Origin of the sequence: Bacillus taeanensis, assembly GCF_003318295.1 — a bacterium.
GTDB lineage: Bacteria > Bacillota > Bacilli > Bacillales > UBA6769 > Maribacillus > Maribacillus taeanensis.
In genome coordinates this window covers 52,307-73,285 of record NZ_QOCW01000015.1, presented here as the reverse complement: position 1 = coordinate 73,285, position 20,979 = coordinate 52,307, and the positions used below count along the sequence as shown (strand labels likewise).

Annotated in this window: 16 protein-coding genes; 13 read left to right on the top strand and 3 right to left on the bottom strand. The window is 36.6% G+C overall.

Features of this window, described 5'->3' with window-relative positions; genetic code table 11:
- Positions 1-142 precede the first annotated feature (142 nt).
- Positions 143-1,099 carry a polyisoprenyl-teichoic acid--peptidoglycan teichoic acid transferase TagU gene (gene tagU / locus DS031_RS14340; protein WP_113806764.1) on the bottom strand — a complete coding sequence of 319 codons (957 nt, stop codon included), beginning with the start codon at positions 1,097-1,099 and terminating at the stop codon, positions 143-145.
- Between the two features lie 537 nt (positions 1,100-1,636).
- Here tagU and DS031_RS14335 point away from each other — a divergent pair.
- From DS031_RS14335 to DS031_RS14315, 5 genes are all read left to right on the top strand, one after another.
- Entirely contained in the window at positions 1,637-2,962 is a 1,326-nt protein-coding gene (locus DS031_RS14335; protein ID WP_181833173.1) for a capsular polysaccharide export protein, LipB/KpsS family, read from the top strand.
- A 105-nt stretch (positions 2,963-3,067) separates the two neighbouring features.
- Positions 3,068-3,799: a 3-deoxy-manno-octulosonate cytidylyltransferase gene (kdsB, locus tag DS031_RS14330; protein ID WP_113806762.1), complete on the top strand. Its 732-nt coding sequence runs from the start codon at positions 3,068-3,070 to the stop codon at positions 3,797-3,799.
- Entirely contained in the window at positions 3,792-4,619 is an 828-nt protein-coding gene (gene kdsA, locus DS031_RS14325) for a 3-deoxy-8-phosphooctulonate synthase (RefSeq protein ID WP_113806761.1), read from the top strand. Before kdsB ends, kdsA begins: the two co-directional genes overlap by 8 nt.
- Positions 4,620-4,641: 22 nt before the next feature.
- Positions 4,642-5,616 (top strand): KpsF/GutQ family sugar-phosphate isomerase, encoded by a 975-nt coding sequence (locus DS031_RS14320; protein WP_113806760.1) that lies wholly within the window; start codon positions 4,642-4,644, stop codon positions 5,614-5,616.
- Between the two features lie 12 nt (positions 5,617-5,628).
- Positions 5,629-6,153 (top strand): KdsC family phosphatase, encoded by a 525-nt coding sequence (locus DS031_RS14315; RefSeq protein ID WP_113806759.1) that lies wholly within the window; start codon positions 5,629-5,631, stop codon positions 6,151-6,153.
- A gap of 70 nt (positions 6,154-6,223) precedes the next feature.
- On the opposite strand, the gene DS031_RS23750 is transcribed toward DS031_RS14315, so the two are convergent.
- Positions 6,224-6,376, bottom strand: coding sequence for a ribbon-helix-helix domain-containing protein (locus tag DS031_RS23750; RefSeq protein WP_181833172.1), 153 nt, complete (start codon positions 6,374-6,376; stop codon positions 6,224-6,226).
- Positions 6,377-6,464: 88 nt separating this feature from the next.
- On the opposite strand from DS031_RS23750, the gene DS031_RS14310 reads away from it, so the two are divergent.
- The 8 genes from DS031_RS14310 (at position 6,465) to DS031_RS14275 (ending at position 18,564) form a co-directional block, all read left to right on the top strand.
- Positions 6,465-7,628, top strand: a complete 1,164-nt coding sequence (locus DS031_RS14310) for an RNA-guided endonuclease InsQ/TnpB family protein (RefSeq protein WP_113806758.1) — start codon at positions 6,465-6,467, stop codon at positions 7,626-7,628.
- A 164-nt stretch (positions 7,629-7,792) separates the two neighbouring features.
- Positions 7,793-8,233 carry an HIT family protein gene (locus tag DS031_RS14305; RefSeq protein ID WP_113806757.1) on the top strand — a complete coding sequence of 147 codons (441 nt, stop codon included), beginning with the start codon at positions 7,793-7,795 and terminating at the stop codon, positions 8,231-8,233.
- A gap of 215 nt (positions 8,234-8,448) precedes the next feature.
- The gene (locus DS031_RS14300; RefSeq protein WP_113806756.1) at positions 8,449-9,234 is read left to right on the top strand and encodes an ABC transporter permease; all 786 of its coding nucleotides are present in this window, start codon (positions 8,449-8,451) and stop codon (positions 9,232-9,234) included.
- Between the two features lie 19 nt (positions 9,235-9,253).
- On the top strand, positions 9,254-10,030 hold the full coding sequence (locus tag DS031_RS14295) for an ABC transporter ATP-binding protein (protein WP_113806755.1): 777 nt from the start codon (positions 9,254-9,256) through the stop codon (positions 10,028-10,030).
- Positions 10,027-11,124 (top strand): capsular polysaccharide export protein, LipB/KpsS family, encoded by a 1,098-nt coding sequence (locus DS031_RS14290; RefSeq protein ID WP_113806754.1) that lies wholly within the window; start codon positions 10,027-10,029, stop codon positions 11,122-11,124. Before DS031_RS14295 ends, DS031_RS14290 begins: the two co-directional genes overlap by 4 nt.
- Before the next feature lie 41 nt (positions 11,125-11,165).
- The gene (locus DS031_RS14285) at positions 11,166-13,280 is read left to right on the top strand and encodes a capsular polysaccharide export protein, LipB/KpsS family (RefSeq protein ID WP_113806753.1); all 2,115 of its coding nucleotides are present in this window, start codon (positions 11,166-11,168) and stop codon (positions 13,278-13,280) included.
- A gap of 136 nt (positions 13,281-13,416) precedes the next feature.
- Positions 13,417-17,229 carry a hypothetical protein gene (locus DS031_RS14280; protein ID WP_113806752.1) on the top strand — a complete coding sequence of 1,271 codons (3,813 nt, stop codon included), beginning with the start codon at positions 13,417-13,419 and terminating at the stop codon, positions 17,227-17,229.
- 126 nt (positions 17,230-17,355) lie between these two features.
- Positions 17,356-18,564 (top strand): tetratricopeptide repeat protein, encoded by a 1,209-nt coding sequence (locus tag DS031_RS14275; protein WP_113806751.1) that lies wholly within the window; start codon positions 17,356-17,358, stop codon positions 18,562-18,564.
- Positions 18,565-18,683: 119 nt separating this feature from the next.
- Here the strand turns inward: DS031_RS14275 and DS031_RS14270 are convergent, their stop codons facing one another.
- Positions 18,684-20,612: an InlB B-repeat-containing protein gene (locus tag DS031_RS14270; protein WP_181833171.1), complete on the bottom strand. Its 1,929-nt coding sequence runs from the start codon at positions 20,610-20,612 to the stop codon at positions 18,684-18,686.
- Positions 20,613-20,979: the final 367 nt, after the last annotated feature.

Sequence of the window (20,979 nt, the reverse complement as noted above, 5' to 3'; positions counted from 1 at the left end):
AGAGGAATTTTTGAAACATGAGGGGCATTAGTCGAGTAGGAAGCAAGCACTGAAACGCTTACGAAAAACCCTATATAATAGAAGAAACACGTCAAAAAGACCTATAAAAAAGAAAAAGACAGGGAATTTCCCCTGCCTTTTCTCATGAAGCTTCTACACTTTTACCAGCCTGCTCTGTCTCAGCTGCCTCGCTAATATTTAAATGCTGTTTTAACTCAGTTGAAATACGAGTTCGTTCTTCATCCGAAACAATGTAATAGTAAATGCCGTTAATCATTTGACCTTGTCCACTTACTTCTAACGTTTTAATGTTGTGACGTGCTTCTTTATAATTTTTTTGAATATCAATCATTTCATCGAATGTTAAATTTGTTCGAATATTGCCGCCTAGTGCTGTTAAAATGTCATCGACTTTTGTAATTGATGAGAAGTTAGCACCTTTATTAATTAATGCCGTAATAATTTGACGCTGACGCTCATTCCGTCCTAAATCACCGCGAGGATCCTGCTTTCTCATTCGAGAATAAAGAAGTGCCTCTTCACCGTTTAAAAAGTTTTCTCCTTTATTAAAAGTGTGCTTGCCATAGGTAAATGCAAATTTATTATTAACAGTTACGCCACCCACCGCATCAACAAGCTCACTTAATGCTTCCATGTTGACTTTAATATAGTAATCAATTGGCACATCTAGTAAATTTTCAACCGTGTTCATAGCCATTTCAGCGCCGCCGAATGCATATGCATGGTTAATTTTATCATCAAAGCCTTTTCCGATAATCTCTGTTCTTGTGTCACGCGGAATGTTAAACATTTGTATGGATTTATCATTTGGATTAATGGACATGACAATCATCGTATCCGAGCGGCCGCTGTCGCCTTTTTCCGGTCGTTCGTCAACACCCATTAATAAAATTGAAATGGGATCTTGTTTATTTACATCAATTTTTTCTGTACGTTTTTCTGATACTTCACGTTCAATCGGTTCATGCATTTCAGTTACTGTATTTTCAACAGAGTTGTACAGGTAAAACACATAACCGCCAATTCCTACTACAGCTAGTCCAGCAATGATTCCTAAAGTCCAAAGAACTTTTTTCATTAACAGTCTTCTCCTTCACTATAAAAGATAGTAAATTTTTTGCCAATAATATAAGAAACTGGTTTTTCAGTTCTAGTTGAAATTATAAGGGAAATATTCTGTTTTTCCAACAACATTTTTTGGAAATAACAAAGTACAATAGTATATTTCATTATTTTCCAATTGTGTAAAAAATAAAGATCTACAATAACTTCTCTTATTATTTATGAAATATGTTGGCTCATTTATTTCTTATCATGTTGAAATTTGTAAATGGAATTTGGAAATTAATGAATTAGTATGCTATAATAAATTGAATTTTTTTGACTGGAAAAAAACAGCGCTTTTTACATTTAAGGAAAGTTTAACTTTGTTAGATAATGAAAGAACTACACATAAAAAAACTAAGGTATGCCGTTAAAAATTAGCGCCCAGACAAGCCTTCTTTTCTAATGAAATTTCAATTATTCACTTGTAGTAACCGTATCGTTACTATGATTTTGTTTGCATAATAATGGTGATTGCAGCATGAAAGCAAGGGCAAGGTCGGAGGTAGTAATGACGAATTATTTATTTCTTAGGGGAAATCGAAATAAGCATTTTTTTATAGATGCGGCAGAAGAACTCATTAAACGAGGTCATCAGTGTCATCAAATTAAGTTTGAACTTGGTGAACTGCTTTTTAACAGCGCTATTAAAACAACGTTTGCCCCGTTTCATGTCTCAAAGAAACAATATTCAATAACAGATGAAGACCTTCTAGATCTTCCTATTTATAATATTACGTACAAAAAAAAGATACTCAAAAAGACCGTAGCGAAAAAAGAATTAACTATGTATAAAAGATATATGTACTACATTGATCACTATATACAAGAAAACAAAATAGATGTGGTTTGTTTATTTAACGGCTATCATTGGATTGATCAAGTTACGAAAGTGATTGCGGATAAACGAGGGTTAACGACAGTTTATTTTGAAGATGGTCTTTTTCGTCCTTATACGATTACATGTGATGCAAAAGGCATTAATGCGAATGCATCTGTGCCGCAGAATCTTGAATTTTATGATTCGCTATCTGTTAATAAAAAGCGGCTCAAAGATTATTTGTTTAAGCCGGAAAACAAAGCACTGCTGAAACGGACGAAGGAAGATCTTGTCCGTATCGCTTTTGTAAAAGGATTAAGCATGTTTGGCAGCTTCTTACACATTGCGCCAAAGCTGTATGTACACATCACTTTTTGGCAGGCAGTCAAATATTTCACATTTAAGAAAACATTTAAGTATCGAAAATCAAATGAGTTAAATTTAGAAGAGGAATATATTTTCTTGCCATTTCAAGTTTCGCGGGATACCCAAATTTTCTATAACTCCCCTCATATCCAAACGATGGAGCAATTACTCGAAACCGTACTTGCGGCAGTTAAACACTTAAATGAAACAGAAAATCGCAATATAAGAATCATTGTGAAAGAGCATCCAGAAGATATGGCTCGTAATAATTACAAACAGCTAAAAAAAGCTTATCAAAACAGCAAAGATGTTGTGTTTATTCAAAAATATAACATTCATACGTTAATCGAAAAGGCGCTTGCAGTTATTACGGTTAATTCAACAGTTGGAATTGAGGCCCTTTCAAAACATAAAAAAGTAATTACACTTGGAAATGCGTTTTACAATATAAACGGCATTGTCACACATTGCAAACATCCAGAAAAGCTTGGAGAAACATTAGTTTCTGCGTTAAAAGAAAAAATAAACAAGAAGCGAATTGATCAATTTCTCTACTATTTAAGATTTGAATATCAAATAGAAGGAACAATTAATTCACCGAGTCGTGTGACAGCTAAAAATGTCGCTGATCGACTTGAAACGCTTTCTTGAACATTTTTTCCCTCAATGTAAAAAAAACTTGTAAAAAAATGACTTTTCGCCTTTTATTTTGATCAAGGAGTCTTTATAATAAGATTTTGTTAGGAGCGTGAAAACATGAAAGTTATCGGTGTGATTCCTGCCCGCTATGGTTCCACAAGATTTCCAGGCAAGCCGCTCGCACTTATTAACGGTAAGCCGATGGTACAGCGTGTATATGAGCAGGTAATTAAAAGTAAAGAACTTGATAAAGTAGTTGTTGCAACCGATCATGAAGACATCAAAAAAGTTGTCGAAGAGTTCGGCGGCAATGTTGTGATGACAAAAACTGATCATGAAACAGGTTCTGACCGCATGGCTGAAGTAACAACAAAAGTAGATGGCGATTTCTATGTAAACATTCAAGGAGATGAGCCGTTAATTCGTCCTGAATTAATTGACGCCCTTGTACAAGCTGCAAAAGAAACACCAGATACCGTGGTTACAGCAAAAACTGTGCTTCAAAACGCGGAAGATGCTGAAAATCCTAACGTTGTAAAAGTAGTTACAGATAAAAATGGTTTAGCATTATACTTCTCCCGTTCCCCGATTCCATATAATCGCTCTGGGAAAGAAGTTACGTATTATAAACATCTTGGCATTTATGGCTATCCAAAAGAGATTATTAATGAATTTGTTCAACTTCCTGCTTCCACTCTTGAAAGTTTAGAGGTGCTTGAACAGCTTCGTTTATTAGAAAATGGTTATCACATTAAAGTAGTCGAAACAGCGTATGATGCTGTGGGGGTCGACACACCAGAAGATATTGGTAAAGTAGAAAAAATCCTAGGAGGCGTCAAGCATGTCTAAAACAGTTGTATTAAATGAAAACATTACATTTGGTGGAAACAATCCATTCGTATTAGTAGCAGGTCCATGTGTCATTGAAAATGAACAGCTAATTATGGAAACTGCTGAACAGCTTAAAGAAATCACAACAAAATTAAACATTCCATTCGTATTTAAAGCATCATTTGATAAAGCAAACCGTTCATCAATCCATTCGTTCCGCGGTCCTGGTCTTGAAGAAGGTCTTGAAGTTCTTAAAAAAGTAAAAGAACGCTTCAATGTGCCTGTGACATCTGATATTCATGAGCCAAATCAAGTAGAAAAAGCAGCAGAAGTTCTTGATATTCTTCAAATTCCCGCATTTTTATGCCGTCAAACAGATTTATTAGTGGCTGCAGGAAAAACAGGCAAAATCGTAAACGTGAAAAAAGGTCAATTCCTTGCACCTTGGGATATGAAAAACGTTGTTACAAAGCTTCAAGAATCAGGTAACGAAAACATTCTTCTGACAGAGCGTGGTTCAACATTCGGTTACAACAACTTAGTTGTCGACATGCGTTCTTTAATTACAATGCGTGAGCTTGGTGCTCCAGTTGTATTTGATGCCACACACAGTGTGCAAATTCCTGGTGGAAACGGTACATCAACTGGCGGTAAGCGTGAATTTGTACCATACTTATCACGTGCTGCGGCAGCTGTTGGTATTGATTCAATCTTTATGGAAACACACCCAAATCCTGATGAAGCAAAATCTGATGGACCGAACATGGTGAAACTTTCTGAGCTTGAAGAAGTATTAAAACCAATTCAAGAAATTGATCGTTTAATTAAAAACTACTAAACAATAAAGGGGACTTGCATTAATGCTCAAAATGAAGACAGACTATACTCAAAGTGTCAAGGAAGTATTAGAAAAAGAAGCACAGGGAATTTTGGACTTACGTGATTCAATTGGAGAATCCGTTTCAGATGCGATTAATCTAATTCTAGGATGCAGCGGGAGAGTGGTCATTACGGGCATTGGCAAGTCTGGTATTATTGGACGTAAAATTAATGCCACATTTGCAAGTACCGGCACACCTTCTCTTTATCTGCATCCTTCAGAAGGACTGCATGGCGATCTCGGCATGGTTACACCGAACGATGTTGTAATTGCGATTTCAAACAGTGGTGAAAGCGATGAAGTGTTAAACCTTCTTCCTTCCATTAAAAGAATTGGTGCGAAATTGATTGCGATTGTAAAAAATCCAGATTCAACGCTTGGTCGAAAAGCAGATGTGGTGTTATGTCTTGGTAACGTGAAAGAAGCATGTCCGCTGGGACTTGCGCCAACAACGAGTACAACTGTTACGCTTGCGTTAGGCGATGCAATTGCGGTTGCGCTTCTTGAAGCAAGAAGATTTCAACCGGAAGATTTTGCGCTTTATCATCCGGCTGGATCACTTGGAAGAAAGCTATTATTAACTGTAGATGATGTATTGGCAACGACTCGGAAAAATCCAATGGTATTTAGCGGGGAAACAGTGAAAGATTCACTGTTCCAAATGACAGCCCAAGGGTTAGGGGCAACTTCTATTGTTGATGAGGATAATAGATTAGTTGGTATTTTAACAGATGGTGATATTCGCCGTGCGTTCACATTATCACATGATATTTTAGATCATAAAGTCGATGATTTATGCAACCTAACCCCTGTCATTATTCGAAGCGGTGCGCTTGCAAGTGAAGCTCTTACGCTTATGGAAGAGCGTAAAATTAACGTACTGCCGATTCTTGATGAAGAAAATCGCCCAGTTGGTATGCTTCATATTCATGACCTAATGATGCTTGGGTTATAGGAGGTTTTCGATATGAAAGCTATTAAACTAGTAGTACTAGATGTTGACGGTGTATTAACAGACGGTAAATTGTATATTGGTTCTGATCGTGAAGAATATAAAGCTTTTCACACACAAGACGGCATGGGCATTAGTCTTGCCCGCTATACTGGCGTGAAAATCGCAATTATTACCGGCAGAAACTCTCCGTCCGTTGAAAAGCGTGCCAATGAATTAAAAATTGATTATGTCTACCAAGGCATTCATGATAAATTAACTGTTCTTGAAGAACTAAAAGCAGAACTGCACATTGATTCGGATGAAATTTGTTATATTGGTGATGATATTAATGACCTGCCAATTCTGCAAAATGTTGGCTTTCCGGCTGCCCCAAACAATGCCGTACCATTTGTGAAAGAGCATGTGAAGTATATCGCAAAGTTAAACGGCGGCGAGGGTGCTGTACGAGAAATACTTGATCATCTTTTAGCACTTCAATGTGATTATAATGCACTGCTTTCTGATTATCTTGGCGGCAAAGTAAAAGTCACTCAATAAAAGCAAGTAAAGGAGTTGTTTGTAGTTAGCAAAAAAATGGAACAATGTGTACAAAAATAGACAAACGTGTTTATATACGTTTGTCATCATTTAATCCTTTTCGTATTAATTCTAATATAGCAGATGTTCTTGTTGTTATTCCTTGATCCTGTTGGTAATCTTCTATCTTTTTTAATATTGATTCTGGAATACGCATATCAATCCTTACTCTTTTATCACTCATATTATCACTCCTTTTACTTGTATCGTACACAAAAATACCGTACAATACAACTGTGCAGAAAATTAATGTACAAGAAAGGAGTGAGAGTATGAAAAAAGCTTACAAAGTGGAAATCAACCCAACGGAACAGCAAGAGCAGAAGATTAAACAAACCATTGGTGTCTGTCGATACGTTTATAATTTGTATTTATCCAAAAACAAAGAAACCCATGAGAAAGAAAAAAAATTCATGAGTGGTTATGATTTTTCAAAGTGGTTAAACAATGTACACACAAAACAAGCCGACCAATGGATTAAAGACGTTTCAAGTAAAGCTGTCAAACAATCTGCGATGAATGCTGAAAGGGCCTTTAAGAATTTTTTTAAGGGGTTAACTAAGTTCCCTCGATTTAAGAAAAAGAAGAATCAAGATGTAAAAGCCTATTTTCCTAAAAATAACAAAACGGACTGGACGGTTGAACGTCATCGAGTAAAGATTCCTACGATTGGATGGATGAAGGTTAAAGAGTATGGTTATATCCCAACAAATGCAATCGTGAAAAGTGGAACTGTTTCACATAAAGCAGGAAGATATTATGTTTCTGTGTTGTGTGAAGTAGACGCAAAAAATAATCAAATGAACACAAACGATGGAATTGGTGTTGACTTAGGGATAAAAGATTTTTCTGTATGCAGTCATCATGAGAATTTTGGAAATATCAACAAGACTCTTCACGTTAAGAAAATCGAAAAGAAATTAAAGCGCGAGCAGCGTTCTCTATCTCGCAAATACGAAAACCTAAAAAAGAAAGGTGGTGAAACTGCTGCTAAAAAGAGAGCGAACATCGACAAAAACTTGTTACGTCTTCAAAAAATTCATGCTCGATTAACGAATATTCGAGAAGAATATGTTAGAACTGTCGTCAATTCTTTGGTAAAAGCCAAGCCAAAGTATATTACAATCGAAGACTTAAACGTTAAAGGAATGATGAAGAATCGTCATTTATCTGATTCGATCCGTAAACAGAAATTCTATCGCTTTAAACAGTGGTTAACTTCAAAATGCAGGGAACATGAAATCGAACTTCGAATGGTTGATCGTTTTTATCCTAGCTCTAAAACGTGTTCTTGCTGTGGATTTAAGAAAGTTGAGCTTAGTTTATCAGAGCGAGTTTTTAAATGTGACAACTGCGACATGGAATTAGATCGGGACTTTAACGCAAGTCTGAATTTGAAATATGCAGCAGAATATACCATTGTCACCACACGATAAGGTATATATGTACGGTGGGCTACATCGGAATTAACGCTTGCGGAGTGTCATACAGACTGTGGTAGCGAGCAAGTGGCGAAGCAGGACACGTAGAAGCAAGAAACGATCTAGCATAGACGTAAACAAACACTTTTGTCTATGTTTTTAGTAGCAGATGCGGAATCGTGAGTAATTGTCCAATATGTACAAAACACAGCAATCTACAAGACGCACTACATGAAACAGACCATTGGGTGATCACCCACGGTCCCCTCGATTCTCAGCTTCTAGGCTATTTATATATTGAGCCGAAGCGCCACGTTGAGAACTGGGCTGAATTAACGGCTGATGAACTTTCAGAAATCGGCATGCTCATTCAAAAAGCCGAAGCTGCTGTAAAGAAAGAAACCAACATTGATAGACTGTATGTGGTCACAATTAGTGAAGCGGTTCGTCACCTCCATTTTCATCTTATCCCAAGAGAAGAGGGCAGTGACGTGAAGGGCCTTCCGTTAATTGAGCAGGCGACTCAACAGAAAGTAAAAAATAATGAACATATAATGAGTGAAGAGTTTTATGTGGAGAAAATAGCAAAAATTAAGCAGCACCTAACAGAGATCGGCTAAAGTTTGGGATAGTTTTTTAGGATATACCCCAGTTTACAAAGAAAACTTCTCTTAGAAATCAGCATGTTAGCTCTTAATTCACTTGCTAATACTCGTTTTTATGAAACAATGCAGGTGCAGATACCTGCTTTTTTCTTGTTATGATACTGTACAAACGATCCGCTCCATTTTAAGGTTTGATGGAGTTTAAATACAAAAAAATAGGGTGTTTCAGCATGATATCCAACCATTTGTCAAAAATAAAAGAAAATCAAAACTTTATTTGGGTGTTAACAAAACGTGAAATAAAATCCCAATATAAACAATCTATTTTAGGCGGTCTTTGGATTATTCTTCAGCCGTTATTTCTTATTATGATTTTAACAGTTGTATTTTCTCTTTTTGTAAGACTGCCAAGTGAAGGACTTCCATATCCTTTATTTTTAACAGCTGCTATTATTCCGTGGCGGTTTTTTACAGGGGCAGCTGGAGGGGCACCAAAGATTATTACCGGCTTTGCGGGAATTATTAAGCAGAGGAACTTTTACCGACCGGCGCTTGTTTTTGTGAAGTTAGTATCTGAAATGATTTCATTCTTATTTGCTTCCATTAGTATTTTACTTCTTATGTTATATTATGGGGTAATGCCGGGGGTTAACTCATTTTATGCCATTCTTATTTTTGCAGTTCAATTGATTTTAACGTTAGGGGTTATGTTTATTTTAGCGGCTACCAATGTGTATGTTCGCGACATTGGCTTACTAACACCGCTTGTAATGAGAGTATGGTTTTACTTAAGTCCAATTATTTATTCTTATAGTTTTATACCCATTCAGTATCAGCCATATTTAGCTTTAAATCCGATGACGGGAATTATTGATGGTTATCGCCGCACCCTTCTGCACAACCAACTGCCTGATTTTACATTATTAACGTATTCGTTTGTGTTTGGATTGGTTGTATTACTCATAGGATGGTTTACGTTTTTGAAGCTTGAGAAAAACTTTGCCGATGTAATATAAAAAAGTAGGGGTTTTTTATATGAAAGATTATGCGATACAGTTAAGAGATGTAGGAAAACGATATTCGAAGTCTGGAAAAGTAAAAGGGCTGCGAGAAATCCGCAATAAGCTGCTCGGAAAAAAGAGCGGCATGGATTATCATTGGTCATTAAAAGATGTTTCTTTATCGATTAAGAAAGGTGAATCTGTTGCGATAATCGGCGGCAATGGTTCTGGAAAAAGTACACTGCTTAAATTGATTTTAGGAGTTACTTCACCAACAAGAGGTGAGATTAATATAAACGGCAATATTGGCGGACTTATTGAGCTTGGAGCTGGCTTTCATAAAGAAATGACAGGTCGAGAAAATATTTATATTAATGGCGCCATCCTAGGTTTGTCTGAACAGCAAATTTCTGAAATCATTGATGACATTATTGAATTTGCTGAACTGGAAGACTTTATTGATACACCAATCAAAATGTACTCTTCTGGTATGAAAGTTCGGCTTGGTTTTTCGATTGCGATTCATGTTGATATGGAAATTGTTCTCCTTGATGAAGTATTAGCTGTTGGGGATGCCTCTTTCAGAAAGAAAGCACTAGCGGCAATAAAAGACTATTTGCATGGAAAAACGATTGTGTTTGTTTCTCACAGCAACAGTCAAATGAGAGATATTTGTGAAAAAGGCATTGTGCTTCATAAAGGCAAGAAATTGTTTGAAGGAGAGCTTAATGAAGCATTAGCATTTTATGAAGAAGAAATTGTTAATAAAAAGAAGAAATCAAGAGTCATGGAAAGTGCTGCAGCTAAATGAGCAAGGTTAAACAAATTATAAAAAGCATGTTAAATGCCGGACAGCTTTTTGTAAAACTTATTCAGTGGACAATCAATCCACTTCATACTGATAAACAAAAAGTTGCCTTTGTTTTCAATGTCTCTAAATGGAAGCAATCTTATATAAGGTCTTATTTATCAACTTATAAAGTTGTCTTTGTTCCTGCCGCAGAAAAGCTGTGGGGACTTTCCTTTGTGTTTAAAAGAACGCCAAATAAAATATTTGTTGTTTGGGGCTATAAAGAAGATAAGAAAATTAGCCAATATGCTGAGACACATGGAATACAAGTAGTGCGTATAGAGGATGGATTTGTACGTTCAGTAGGCTTAGGAGCGATGCATACCGCTCCCTTTTCTTTATGCATGGATTGGAAAGGAATGTACTTTGATTCCACAAAGCCTAGTGATTTAGAAGAGTTGTTAAATACGTATCACTTTAATAATGATCCTCTTCTTCTTAAAAGAGCTGTACACTGCATTAAAATGTTGAATGAACTTGGGATAAGCAAATATAACCATGTTAAAAAAAGAGAGATAGCAGAACTATATGGGCCGAAGACGAAAAAACGTGTCCTCGTTATCGGTCAAGTGGAAGATGATGCTTCTATCAAAATGGGCAGCGATAAGCGTTGGACAAACAACGATTTGGTAAGACTGGCACGTAAAGAAAACAGTGATGCTGAAATTATTTATAAACCCCATCCCGATGTATTAACAGGGAGACGGTTGAAGCAGTCAGATCCGAATGAAATTAAGGATATTGCAAAAGTTATTGAAGAACCGCTTAGTCTTGTTGATTCTCTAAAAACGATTGACCATGTTTATACGATTACATCTTTATCAGGCTTTGAAGCATTAATTCGTGGAATTAAAGTAACTACTGTAGGTGCTCCGTTTTATTCAGGCTGGGGATTAACGGATGACAGACAACTAGTTACACGGAGAAAAAGGAAACTCACAACGGAAGAATTATTTGCTGGAGCTTATATTCTTTATCCGAAGTACATAGATCCCTATCGTAAAGAAGTAATTACGATTGAAGAAGCCATTGAACGGATTAGTCAAGCTGAGTAAAAACAATACGAGCAATAATCTTTGCTTATGAGGTGAAAGAAATGGGGAAGTTTAAAAAAACAGTAAAGAAAGCAGTTGGCAATAAAACTTTTATTAAATTAGCGATCTTGCAAAAGAAATTAACACCAAAAATTAAAACAGATAAACCAGTCGCATTACTAGTTGGTTTTAGCAAATGGAAATATGATTTTATCCAAGCTTACTTACAGGAATATGACGTGATCTTTGTAAAAGACAGTGAAAATGTGGATCGAGTCGTAAATCTTGCAGAAAAATATCAAGATCGGGTTATTATGGTGTGGGGTTATAAAGATAGCTTAAAACTGAAAAAATATGCAGAAAATAAAGAAATTCCTTACTACCGAATGGAGGATGGCTTTATTCGCTCTGTCCAACTAGGTGCTTCCCATAGTGTTCCTCTTTCACTCTGTATTGACTCTCAAGCATTGTATTATGACGCTGAAAAGCCGAGTGATTTAGAAGATCTGCTTAATACCTACGATTTTGATGGCGACAAAGAACTGCTTAAGCGTGCAGAACACTGCATGCAAAGTCTTAATGAATTAAATATTAGTAAGTATAACAATGTTGGTGCAAAAAACATTGAAGAAATTTACGGAAAAAAAGAACGGAAGCGAATTTTAGTTATTGGTCAAGTTGAGGACGATCAATCAATTAAACGAGGTTGCTCAAAACAAATGACCAACAATGATTTAGTATGGCTTGCCAAAACAGAAAATCCGGATGCTGAAATCATCTATAAGCCGCATCCAGACGTTTTATTCGGAAAGCGTGCGATGCAGTCAAATCCTAATGATGTTAAATCGATTGCACAAGTGATTACAGAGCCGCTTAGTATCACAGATGCGTTTCAAACCATTGATCATGTGTATACTATTACATCCTTATCAGGCTTTGAAGCATTACTAAGAGGAATTCCCGTTACAACATTAGGAGCACCATTTTATTCAGGCTGGGGTTTAACAGATGATCGCCAAACGGTTGAAAGAAGAAAAAGACAGCTCTCCTTACAAAACGTATTTGCAGCAGCTTATATGCTATACCCAAAGTATTTTAATCCCTTTACAAAAGAAGAAATCACCATTGAAGAAGCGATTGAACTTATTCATAACTTAAAGCAAATCGAGCATAACAAACCTCCTGAAGAGCCTTCAATTGAAATAAATGAAAGAGGGAAGATCGGGATTTTATCAAAAGGAATTCAAGCTATTCCTAACTTACAATCTTTCTTAAAAGGCGAAGTTGAATTTAATCCAGCTAAACATGCTGTTGAGTTAAGTTATATTGCGGGATGGGGAATGAAGCCAAGCGCTCAAAAAGCGATTGCATTTAGCCGAAAATACAATGTTCCTTATCTTGCCTTAGAAGATGGTTTTCTCCGTTCGGTCGGATTAGGGGTGAATGGTGCGCCGCCTTACTCGATTTGTATGGATGATGCCGGCATTTATTATGATGCAACCCGTCCTTCTCGACTTGAAAATATTTTAAACAGCTCAGGATGGGAGACGGAAGAACTTCTCGCCGATGCCGAAAAAGCAATAACATTGATCCGTGAAAATTATTTAAGTAAATATAACCAAGCCCCGATGATTGGTTCAAATGTTTTCAAGGAAAATGGCAAAGAAAGAGTATTAGTCGTTGATCAAACGCTTGGCGATATGTCGATAACGCTTGGCTTAGCGGATCAAAACCGTTTTAAGGAAATGTATGAAGCGGCCAAACAGGATCATCCTGATGCTGATATTTATGTAAAAACACATCCTGATGTTATTTCAGGGAAAAAAGAAGGTAATTTAACTGTTGAAGATGTAGATAGTGCCACAACATTTATATACGATGAGTGCAATCCTCTTTCTTTAATAGAAAAAGTGGATAAAGTATATGTTGTAACGTCACAGCTAGGCTTTGAAGCCCTGCTTATGAACAAGGAAGTGTATTGTTTTGGAATGCCGTTTTATGCAGGCTGGGGCATTACAAACGATCGCTTAATAACAGCAAGAAGACAAGAAAAACGCAGCGTAACAGAAGTGTTTGCAGCAGCGTATCTTCTCTATCCGCGCTATATCAATCCAAGAACTGGCTTACCAGGCACAATTTTTGATGTAATTGATTATTTAATTGAACATAAGGTTTAACCTGAATAGATAGGCATAAAGCATAATTTTAATGAGGGATGTTATCCTAAACTAAAAGCGAAAACATTTCAAATGCTTGTGTAAACAATGAGATAAATTAAATATAGAAGTAGGTAAAGAAAGGGTGGAAGATAGCATGGGGAAGTTTTCATTTAAGAATGTTCTTTTCATGTCTAATTTTACAATTGATATGGGAGACCCAAATTTTCGAACAGGTGCTTATACAAAATATCTTGATCCATTAGCTAACACGTTATCCAAAGTAAATAATTTAGATGTTAAATTTTTACTATCTAAGCATACGTTTGAATCAGTTAAAAGAGAAGCAAAGCCAACAAAAATTAACAATAACAACAGCTTTATCGTTGATTATGGAAGAGATACAGATATTTTTGGTTTTGGAGATGCCTTTATTCGTAAGTCATACAATGATAATTTCACTTCAGAAGAGCGTGCCTACATAAATGGATACTTTAAATCATTATTTAAAGGCTGGGAGCCTGACTTAATCATTTGTTGGGAGTTTCCAACAACTATTTTTCGAGCAATGTTTCCAAATGCTTTAGTAATTGATTTGATGCCAGGTCTCTTCATGCGCCCGCCATACCCACGAACAATTTCTCTTGATCCAGTTGGGTTGTATAAAGATAGTGTTTTCGGTGAAGGAGATTTAAGTACAGTAAAAGCAACTCCTGGAGAACTTGAAGCATATTACAGCATTCACAACAAATTTGAAGCATTTTATGAAGAGAATGCAGTAAAAGAGTTAATTCTTTCAAAACTAAAAGGATCAGAGCGGTTTAAGAAATTTATATTAGTACCTCTGCAAATCTCGCAATATTTCGGGTTTTACGAGAACTGCAGTTATGATTCTCAATTCGATTTCTTAATTGATGTATTAAAGAACACACCTGAAGATACAGGGGTTATTGCGACTCAATATGTAAGTGGTTTTGTTCAAGAGAAAGCCATTAATGATAAAAATATTGATTTCTTAACTTCTAATTTCCCTAATTTCTTGTATTCAAAGGAATTTGAAAAAGTGGATAATATTTCTCAATTTATTGTTCCGTGGGCAGATGCGACATGCTCGATTTCAAGTACGATTGGTCTGCAAGCTAAGTTTTATAACCGTAAATTAATTTCTCCATCTCGTTCACACTTAGCACATCTTGCTGATCAAACAAACTTAAAAACGCAGCAGTACAGTGAGGAAAACAATAATGATCATATTATGGCGCTTATGCTTAGCAGACAGACTTTCCTAGAGTCTCGATTATTAGGAGAGCCGGATTACCTTGCTTCTATATTTACAGAAATGGCAGCAAACAAAGCGAAAGGAAAATCTGGGATTGACCTTCTTCCTAATAAAAATGTTGTAAAAAGTGTAAAAGAAAACCCGCTTCATTATAGTACCGCTTCATCTAATCGTGCTGCAGTACGTCAGTTAAACCGTCTTGGTCATAAAGGCTTTCACCAAGATACCGATTATTTAGAAAGATTAGTCAAGCAAATCAAAGAAGCAAGTGTCGTATCATTTGATGTATTTGATACCCTGCTTTGCAGAGCGGTATTTAAGCCGGAAGATGTATTTGCAATTATGCAAAAGGAACTTTCAGAAGGCAAACACTCCATTGAAGTACCGAATTATATCACTCAAACATTTGCTCAACTGAGAGCTGGAGTCGAGCGCCAATTACGCCGAGAGCGTGATGCTGAACTTGCTGTTAAAGCAGAAGGCACAGTGGAGGAAATCACAATTCATGAAGTGTACTCTTTAATGATTGAGCGCTTTGGTGGAAAGTTAAGTGATGTACAAAAGCTTATTGATTTAGAGCAAAAGATTGAATGGAGTGTGTTAAAAGCACGTCCGGTTGGGAAATTCCTGTTTAATGAAGCGATAAAAGCCGGAAAGCCTGTTATTATTATTTCGGACTTTATCCATGAAGAGGCGTTTGTAGCTCGTGCCCTTTCAAATGCAGGGATAACAGAATATACAACACTTTACGTTTCTTCAAAGATTGGTAAAAAGAAGCATTCAGGTGATTTATTTGGACATGTTGCTGAAGAATTAAATGTTGATACAAGTACAGTGTTACATATTGGAGATAATCCAATTGGCGACTTAGAGCGTGCTGGAGCAGCAGGCTGGAATTCTGTACGAATTTCTTCAGCACGTGAGAGAGCGTTAGAAATTTTAAAAGAGCGCAAATTATCACCAAACATTGTCAATAACAGCTTCTTTTTAAGAACGGCACTCTCTATGTTTGCAGAAGAATTTTATCAAATTAAAACGTTTAAAGATGTAAATGAAGTAATAGATCCAAATAAAGACAGAGGCTTTTTAGAAAATGGGGTGGAATTTGGTTTCTTAGCCTTAGGCCCTCTTTTATATTCATTCTCAGAATGGATTATTGAGCAGGCGAAGGAAAAGAACTGCGATGCTATTCTATTCTTTGCAAGAGATTGTTATTTACCGAGTAAAATTGTAAAGAAAATTCTTGAAGCACGCGGTGAAGCTGAAAAATTTGATGTTCATTATATTGCAACATCACGCCGCGGATTGATGGGGTTAAACCTTCAATCACCTGAGGATTTCTTTAAAATTCGCATTGATGATTATGCGAGAAAAAATCCTTTCTCGATGCTGCTTGAAAATCGCTTTGGATTAGATCCATATGCAATTTCAGATCATATCCTTACGCGTTGGAGTGTGGAAGATATTGATATTCCTGTTGGTAAGTTAACACCAGCTGCCATATATGGTATCGTCTACGAACATGTTTCCGAAAATTGGGCAGAGGTACGTAAGCCTTTTGATGAAAAAAGACGTGCTTACAAGAAATATTTACAGCAGCAGGGTATTGATTTAGGCAAGAAAACACTTGGAGTTGACTTCGGTTATAAAGGATCCACACATCGAATGATTAATTCTATTTTCGAACAGGAACTGCAGCCTGCGTTCTTTATGACTTATTCTGATGATTTTGGTCATGATCCAATTGAAAATGCGGAAAGTTATTATTTAAAGAATATTAATCCAGCCTATAAATCAGATATTATGTTAAGTCATAATCTCATTATTGAAACACTTGTCAATGAAGCAACAGGAAGCTTAATTGAAGTGGTAGAAGATAAGTCTTCTGAAATTAGAGTTATCAAAGAAGAGCTTGGATCGGCAGAACACCTTGCAAAAGTAAATGCCATTCATCGCGGCGTGCTTCAGTTTGCTGATAGCTGGCTTCGTATTTTTAAAGATAACCCGGATCTTACTTCAATTGAAGCAAATTCAGCTGAATATTTATTAGATACGGTTTTAAGAAAGCCATCTAAACGTGAAGCAGAGGTTTTAAAGGGGATGTTGTTTGATAATGCTTTTGCAGGTCATAATAAACGATACATCCTTACACCGAACGAAGGTGCACCAGACTCTGAAAGCATTTGGAAAGAGGGGCATAAAGCATTATACTCTGCTAATGCTAAAGCACCAGTAAAAAAGCCGAGTCCAAAACCAACAGCACCAGTAAAAGCTGCTAGTGTTCAACAACAACCAGCAAAAAATCCGGCACCAAAACCAGCAGTCCAAAAGCAGCCGGCAAAAAGCCCGAAACCAAAAACAGCTGCACCAGTAAAAAACAATAGTAAAAAGCCTCAAATACCTGAGGTCTCGCTAAAAAATAATAACATTATTGTGAATGGTACAAGCTATCCAAAAGATATTCATTCACTACGTGTCCTGCATCGTAATACATTTGTAGAATCGATAGCTTTACTAGCAAAGCTATCCCCTTCTAAGGAAGTAATAGCTGATTATGCAAATATGGTAAAAGATCATCCGAAAAAATACGTTGCTGCCAAGCTTCTTAAGGACTACGGTGGGATCAGCAATGCTAATATTAGCAAAAAAGATAAGTTGAAAAGTTATTTAAGTTTGTTAGGTAAGAAATAATTTGATGAAAAATCCCAGCGTCTAGTAAAAAAAGCGTTGGGATTTTTTTGAGAGAGCTGCAGCTGTATTAAATAAAAATTAACAACCAAGCAGCATAATAATAGCTTAGATAAGGAGCATAGATAAATGATAAATGATAAGTATATTGATATAAAAAGTGATTATATAAAGATTGTTAAAAAAGGCGAGCACTTGCCCACTTTAGTGGCGTTTACAAATGCAGGAGTGCCAAAAGGTAAATTTAAGCCATATAAAGCGATATTAAATGTTGAAGCGAATATTATTTTTCTTAATGACAAAAATTATCGTTGGTATACTGGAGGAATTGATGGACTCACAGATAACTGTGAAAATTCGGCCGTGAAAATTGTTGAAATGGCAAGGGAAATTGGTAATGGAAAGGTTTATACGTTTGGTTCCTCAATGGGTGCTTTTGGTGCTACTTTATATGCTATGTTAGGTAATGCTGACGGATGTTTAGCATTTTCCTTAGAATCAAAACTGGGGTATGAAGGTTCTAGAAGCAGTCGTTCAAAATATATTATGGAAAATAAAAATATAATAAAATATAATGACTTAAAACTATTGATACAGGAAAAGAAGGTTCCGTTAACTTTGTTTGTCCCAGAAAATGACGAATCTGACTTATTTGGCGCCCATCATATTCTTCATCTTGAAAATATAAAGATAACGTCAATTAGAGGTTCAGAACACCCAGGACTTCAACTTTTTCAAAATGGTGATTTAGAAAAATTGGTAAACGAGTATGTAAGGAATGGTTCTATTATATCTTCTTACCAAAGAAGGGGTACTATTTTTGAAAACCCTGATTGTATTCCAGAAATTTATAATATTTTTAGAAAGAAAAACTCATTAACTAAGCAGGATTGGTTAAATTCTTTATTAGAATTGTCTCAGCAGTGGCCTACTGTGCCATTTATTCAACTGCGATTAGGAGAAGCATATTATGCAAATGGTCATCCACAAGGTGCGGAATTAAGTTGGAGAAAAACAATAGAATTATCTGATTATCAGTATGAGGCATATGTTAAACTTGGTTCTCTATTGAGACGGAAAGGGCAGTTGAAAGAAGCTCTCTCCTTAATTGAAAAAGGAATAGAAATAAATCCACTTTTTGCCCATGGCTATGCAAATTTAGGTTTAGTTTACTTTGATTTGCAGCAATTTGATCTCGCTGAGAAATTTGCAAGGAAAGCCATTGAAATTAACGGTGGAAATATTGGATTTCAAAAAAACTTGGCAAAAATACTGGTTGAATCGGCTAAAATAAAAATGACCGAAGCAAATGACATTTACTTAAAACTTACAAAATGAACAGGTATATGATTAACAACTTTTTGATTTCTAAGAAGGTTAGCTCTTAGAAATTAGAGTGTAGGTCAATAAAGAAGGTGAAAAAGATGGAGAACCATTCCGGTTCTCCATCTTTTTTTCTATTCATTTGTTTCGCTATTTTCATCCGTTTCCTCAGGCTCACTATTTACAGGCTCTTCTTCAACCACCTTCTCAAACACAGCACTAACAGATTTATTTCCATCCATTGTTACACTCGTTGTTGCACTGCTTGAAGAGGAAGCACCTACCCAGCGGACGAATGTCCAGCCGTCTGCTGGATTTGCGGTTAGTGTTACCGTTGTTCCTTCAGGGAACGTGGAGCCGCCAGAACTTCTGCTAATTGAGCCGCTGCCGACAACAAGAGTTGAAAGTGTGTACTGCTTTATTTCAGGCGCTTTTTTGGCAAAGACGGCGCGTACACTTCTATTGCCATTCATTGTCACGACTGCTGAAGAAGACGTACCGCTAACATCGCCTTCCCAGCGCACGAACTTCCAGCCCGCACTCGGTGAAGCACTTACCGTTACTTGCGTTCCTGCTGGGAAACTGCTACCTGAGCGGCTCTTTGAAACCGTTCCTTCACCTGTTTTACTAACAGAAAGCAAATAACTGTCAGGATCTGGTTCAGGTTGTGCTTCTTCTTCCACTTTCGTAAAGACGGCGCGCAGTGATTGATTGTTATCCATCACCACGGTAATTTGAGCCGCTGTCCCAGAAACCGTTCCTTCCCAGCGCTCAAACTTCCAACCTTCAGCAGCTCTTGCTGTTAATACAATTGATTCATTATGTGAGAAAGTTGTATCAAGAGAACTTCTTAAGATTTGCCCTTCACCGCTTGATGAAAGAGATAATGTATGACCAATTCGTTCAAATACAGCATGAATTGCCATATGATCGGTCACTTTTACTGTACCTGGGTTATTCGTACCATAGATATCGCCTTCCCAGCGTACGAATTTCCAGCCTTCCTGCGGCTGTGCTGTAAGTGTAACCACGCTATTTAAAGGATAAGAATCCTGCTCAGGAGAAAGCAAAACCGTTCCTTCTCCAGTGACTTCTGTTGTTACTGTGCGGCTGTCTCCTTCGATAAGCACTTCAACTTCTGTTTCAAACTCTTCATAAGAAATTGTAATAATTTCTTTTCCTTCTTTACGCGCTGTAAAGGATGATTCAGTTCCTTCATTAGCACTTAGGTCACCAAGCTTCTTCTCTAATGTCCACGTTGGAGTAAATGTCATCTCTTCACCAGCAGCATCTTGACCAGTTACTGTTAAAGTGAGACTTTGATCAATGGCAAGTGGTTCAAGCTCTTCAGGTGTTACGCTCATACTTTCTAAGACGTGTTCCTGTACCTTTAGGACAATTTCTCGTGAGATAGAACCAGACTTGGCTGTAATTTTTACTTCTCCACTCTCCTTTCCGAGAAACGTAACGGCTTGTCCTTCATCAATGACTTCAAGTGTGCCAATGCTTTCATCCTCTAGTTCCCACTCTGCTTTCATAGGAATCAAAGCACCTTCTTGTTCCAATACTAAGGATAACTTGTGCTCATAGCCTTTTTGAACGAGGAGACGCTCACTACTAATTTTAATATTTTCTTCTATTTCACTATATTTTGTTTGTAATTCGCTTCCATTTGATTGAGTCATCCCGAGATCTAAAATTTTCAGTGCTGACGTAACGTGTGATAGTTTCACATAAAGAGTTGAAAGCGAAAGATAAAAGGTAGGATCTTCAGGTGCCAGCTTGATTCCTTCCTTTAATACTGTTTCTGCTTCTTTAAACTGTGAGAGCGCCGTATAAGCTTCAGCTAAACCTAATCGCGCTTCCAGATGTAAAGGATCGATTTCTAATACATTTTGATAGGCTTCAATACTTTTTTCAATGTCCTCTTCTTCAAACAATTCAGCTGCCTTTTCATATTGGGCTGAAATGTTATCAGATTGAATCGCATGAACAGTTAGTACTCCCATAAGACCAATAACAATAATGCCGACAAAAATTAATAGTATGTATTTCTTATCCATATTCACCATCTCTTCTAAATAACTTATTTAGTAAAATAATCTATAAATATACCAATTTTTATTATATAGAAATTGATAGGAAAGGAAAAGAGGTTAGACATGAAGAGAGAAGCTTACTAGTAAATCATTAACTATTCCTAGATGAATTTTACTGTAAAAAAATCTACCCAATAAGATAGCGTTTACAAAAACATATATAATAGAAGAAACTCGTCAAAAATATTCGAAAAGAGCAAGAGAAAGATGGCGAATTCCTTCTTCAACTCAATTCTTTTACGAAGTCTCAGCCATTGCCTTTTCTTCTTCTGTTTACTCCACCCATTAGCAAAATTGAAATTGGGTCCTTTTTATCAATTTCAATTCTCTC

What these genes read in the sequence shown, in the direction of transcription:
- tagU (WP_113806764.1), bottom strand. Translation starts at nt 1,099, where the DNA reads ATGAAAAAAGTTCTTTGGACTTTAGGAATCATTGCTGGACTAGCTGTA.
- DS031_RS14335 (WP_181833173.1), top strand. Translation starts at nt 1,637, where the DNA reads ATGACGAATTATTTATTTCTTAGGGGAAATCGAAATAAGCATTTTTTT.
- kdsB (WP_113806762.1), top strand. Translation starts at nt 3,068, where the DNA reads ATGAAAGTTATCGGTGTGATTCCTGCCCGCTATGGTTCCACAAGATTT.
- kdsA (WP_113806761.1), top strand. Translation starts at nt 3,792, where the DNA reads ATGTCTAAAACAGTTGTATTAAATGAAAACATTACATTTGGTGGAAAC.
- DS031_RS14320 (WP_113806760.1), top strand. Translation starts at nt 4,642, where the DNA reads ATGCTCAAAATGAAGACAGACTATACTCAAAGTGTCAAGGAAGTATTA.
- DS031_RS14315 (WP_113806759.1), top strand. Translation starts at nt 5,629, where the DNA reads ATGAAAGCTATTAAACTAGTAGTACTAGATGTTGACGGTGTATTAACA.
- DS031_RS23750 (WP_181833172.1), bottom strand. Translation starts at nt 6,376, where the DNA reads ATGAGTGATAAAAGAGTAAGGATTGATATGCGTATTCCAGAATCAATA.
- DS031_RS14310 (WP_113806758.1), top strand. Translation starts at nt 6,465, where the DNA reads ATGAAAAAAGCTTACAAAGTGGAAATCAACCCAACGGAACAGCAAGAG.
- DS031_RS14300 (WP_113806756.1), top strand. Translation starts at nt 8,449, where the DNA reads ATGATATCCAACCATTTGTCAAAAATAAAAGAAAATCAAAACTTTATT.
- DS031_RS14295 (WP_113806755.1), top strand. Translation starts at nt 9,254, where the DNA reads ATGAAAGATTATGCGATACAGTTAAGAGATGTAGGAAAACGATATTCG.
- DS031_RS14290 (WP_113806754.1), top strand. Translation starts at nt 10,027, where the DNA reads ATGAGCAAGGTTAAACAAATTATAAAAAGCATGTTAAATGCCGGACAG.
- DS031_RS14285 (WP_113806753.1), top strand. Translation starts at nt 11,166, where the DNA reads ATGGGGAAGTTTAAAAAAACAGTAAAGAAAGCAGTTGGCAATAAAACT.
- DS031_RS14280 (WP_113806752.1), top strand. Translation starts at nt 13,417, where the DNA reads ATGGGGAAGTTTTCATTTAAGAATGTTCTTTTCATGTCTAATTTTACA.
- DS031_RS14275 (WP_113806751.1), top strand. Translation starts at nt 17,356, where the DNA reads ATGATAAATGATAAGTATATTGATATAAAAAGTGATTATATAAAGATT.
- DS031_RS14270 (WP_181833171.1), bottom strand. Translation starts at nt 20,612, where the DNA reads ATGGATAAGAAATACATACTATTAATTTTTGTCGGCATTATTGTTATT.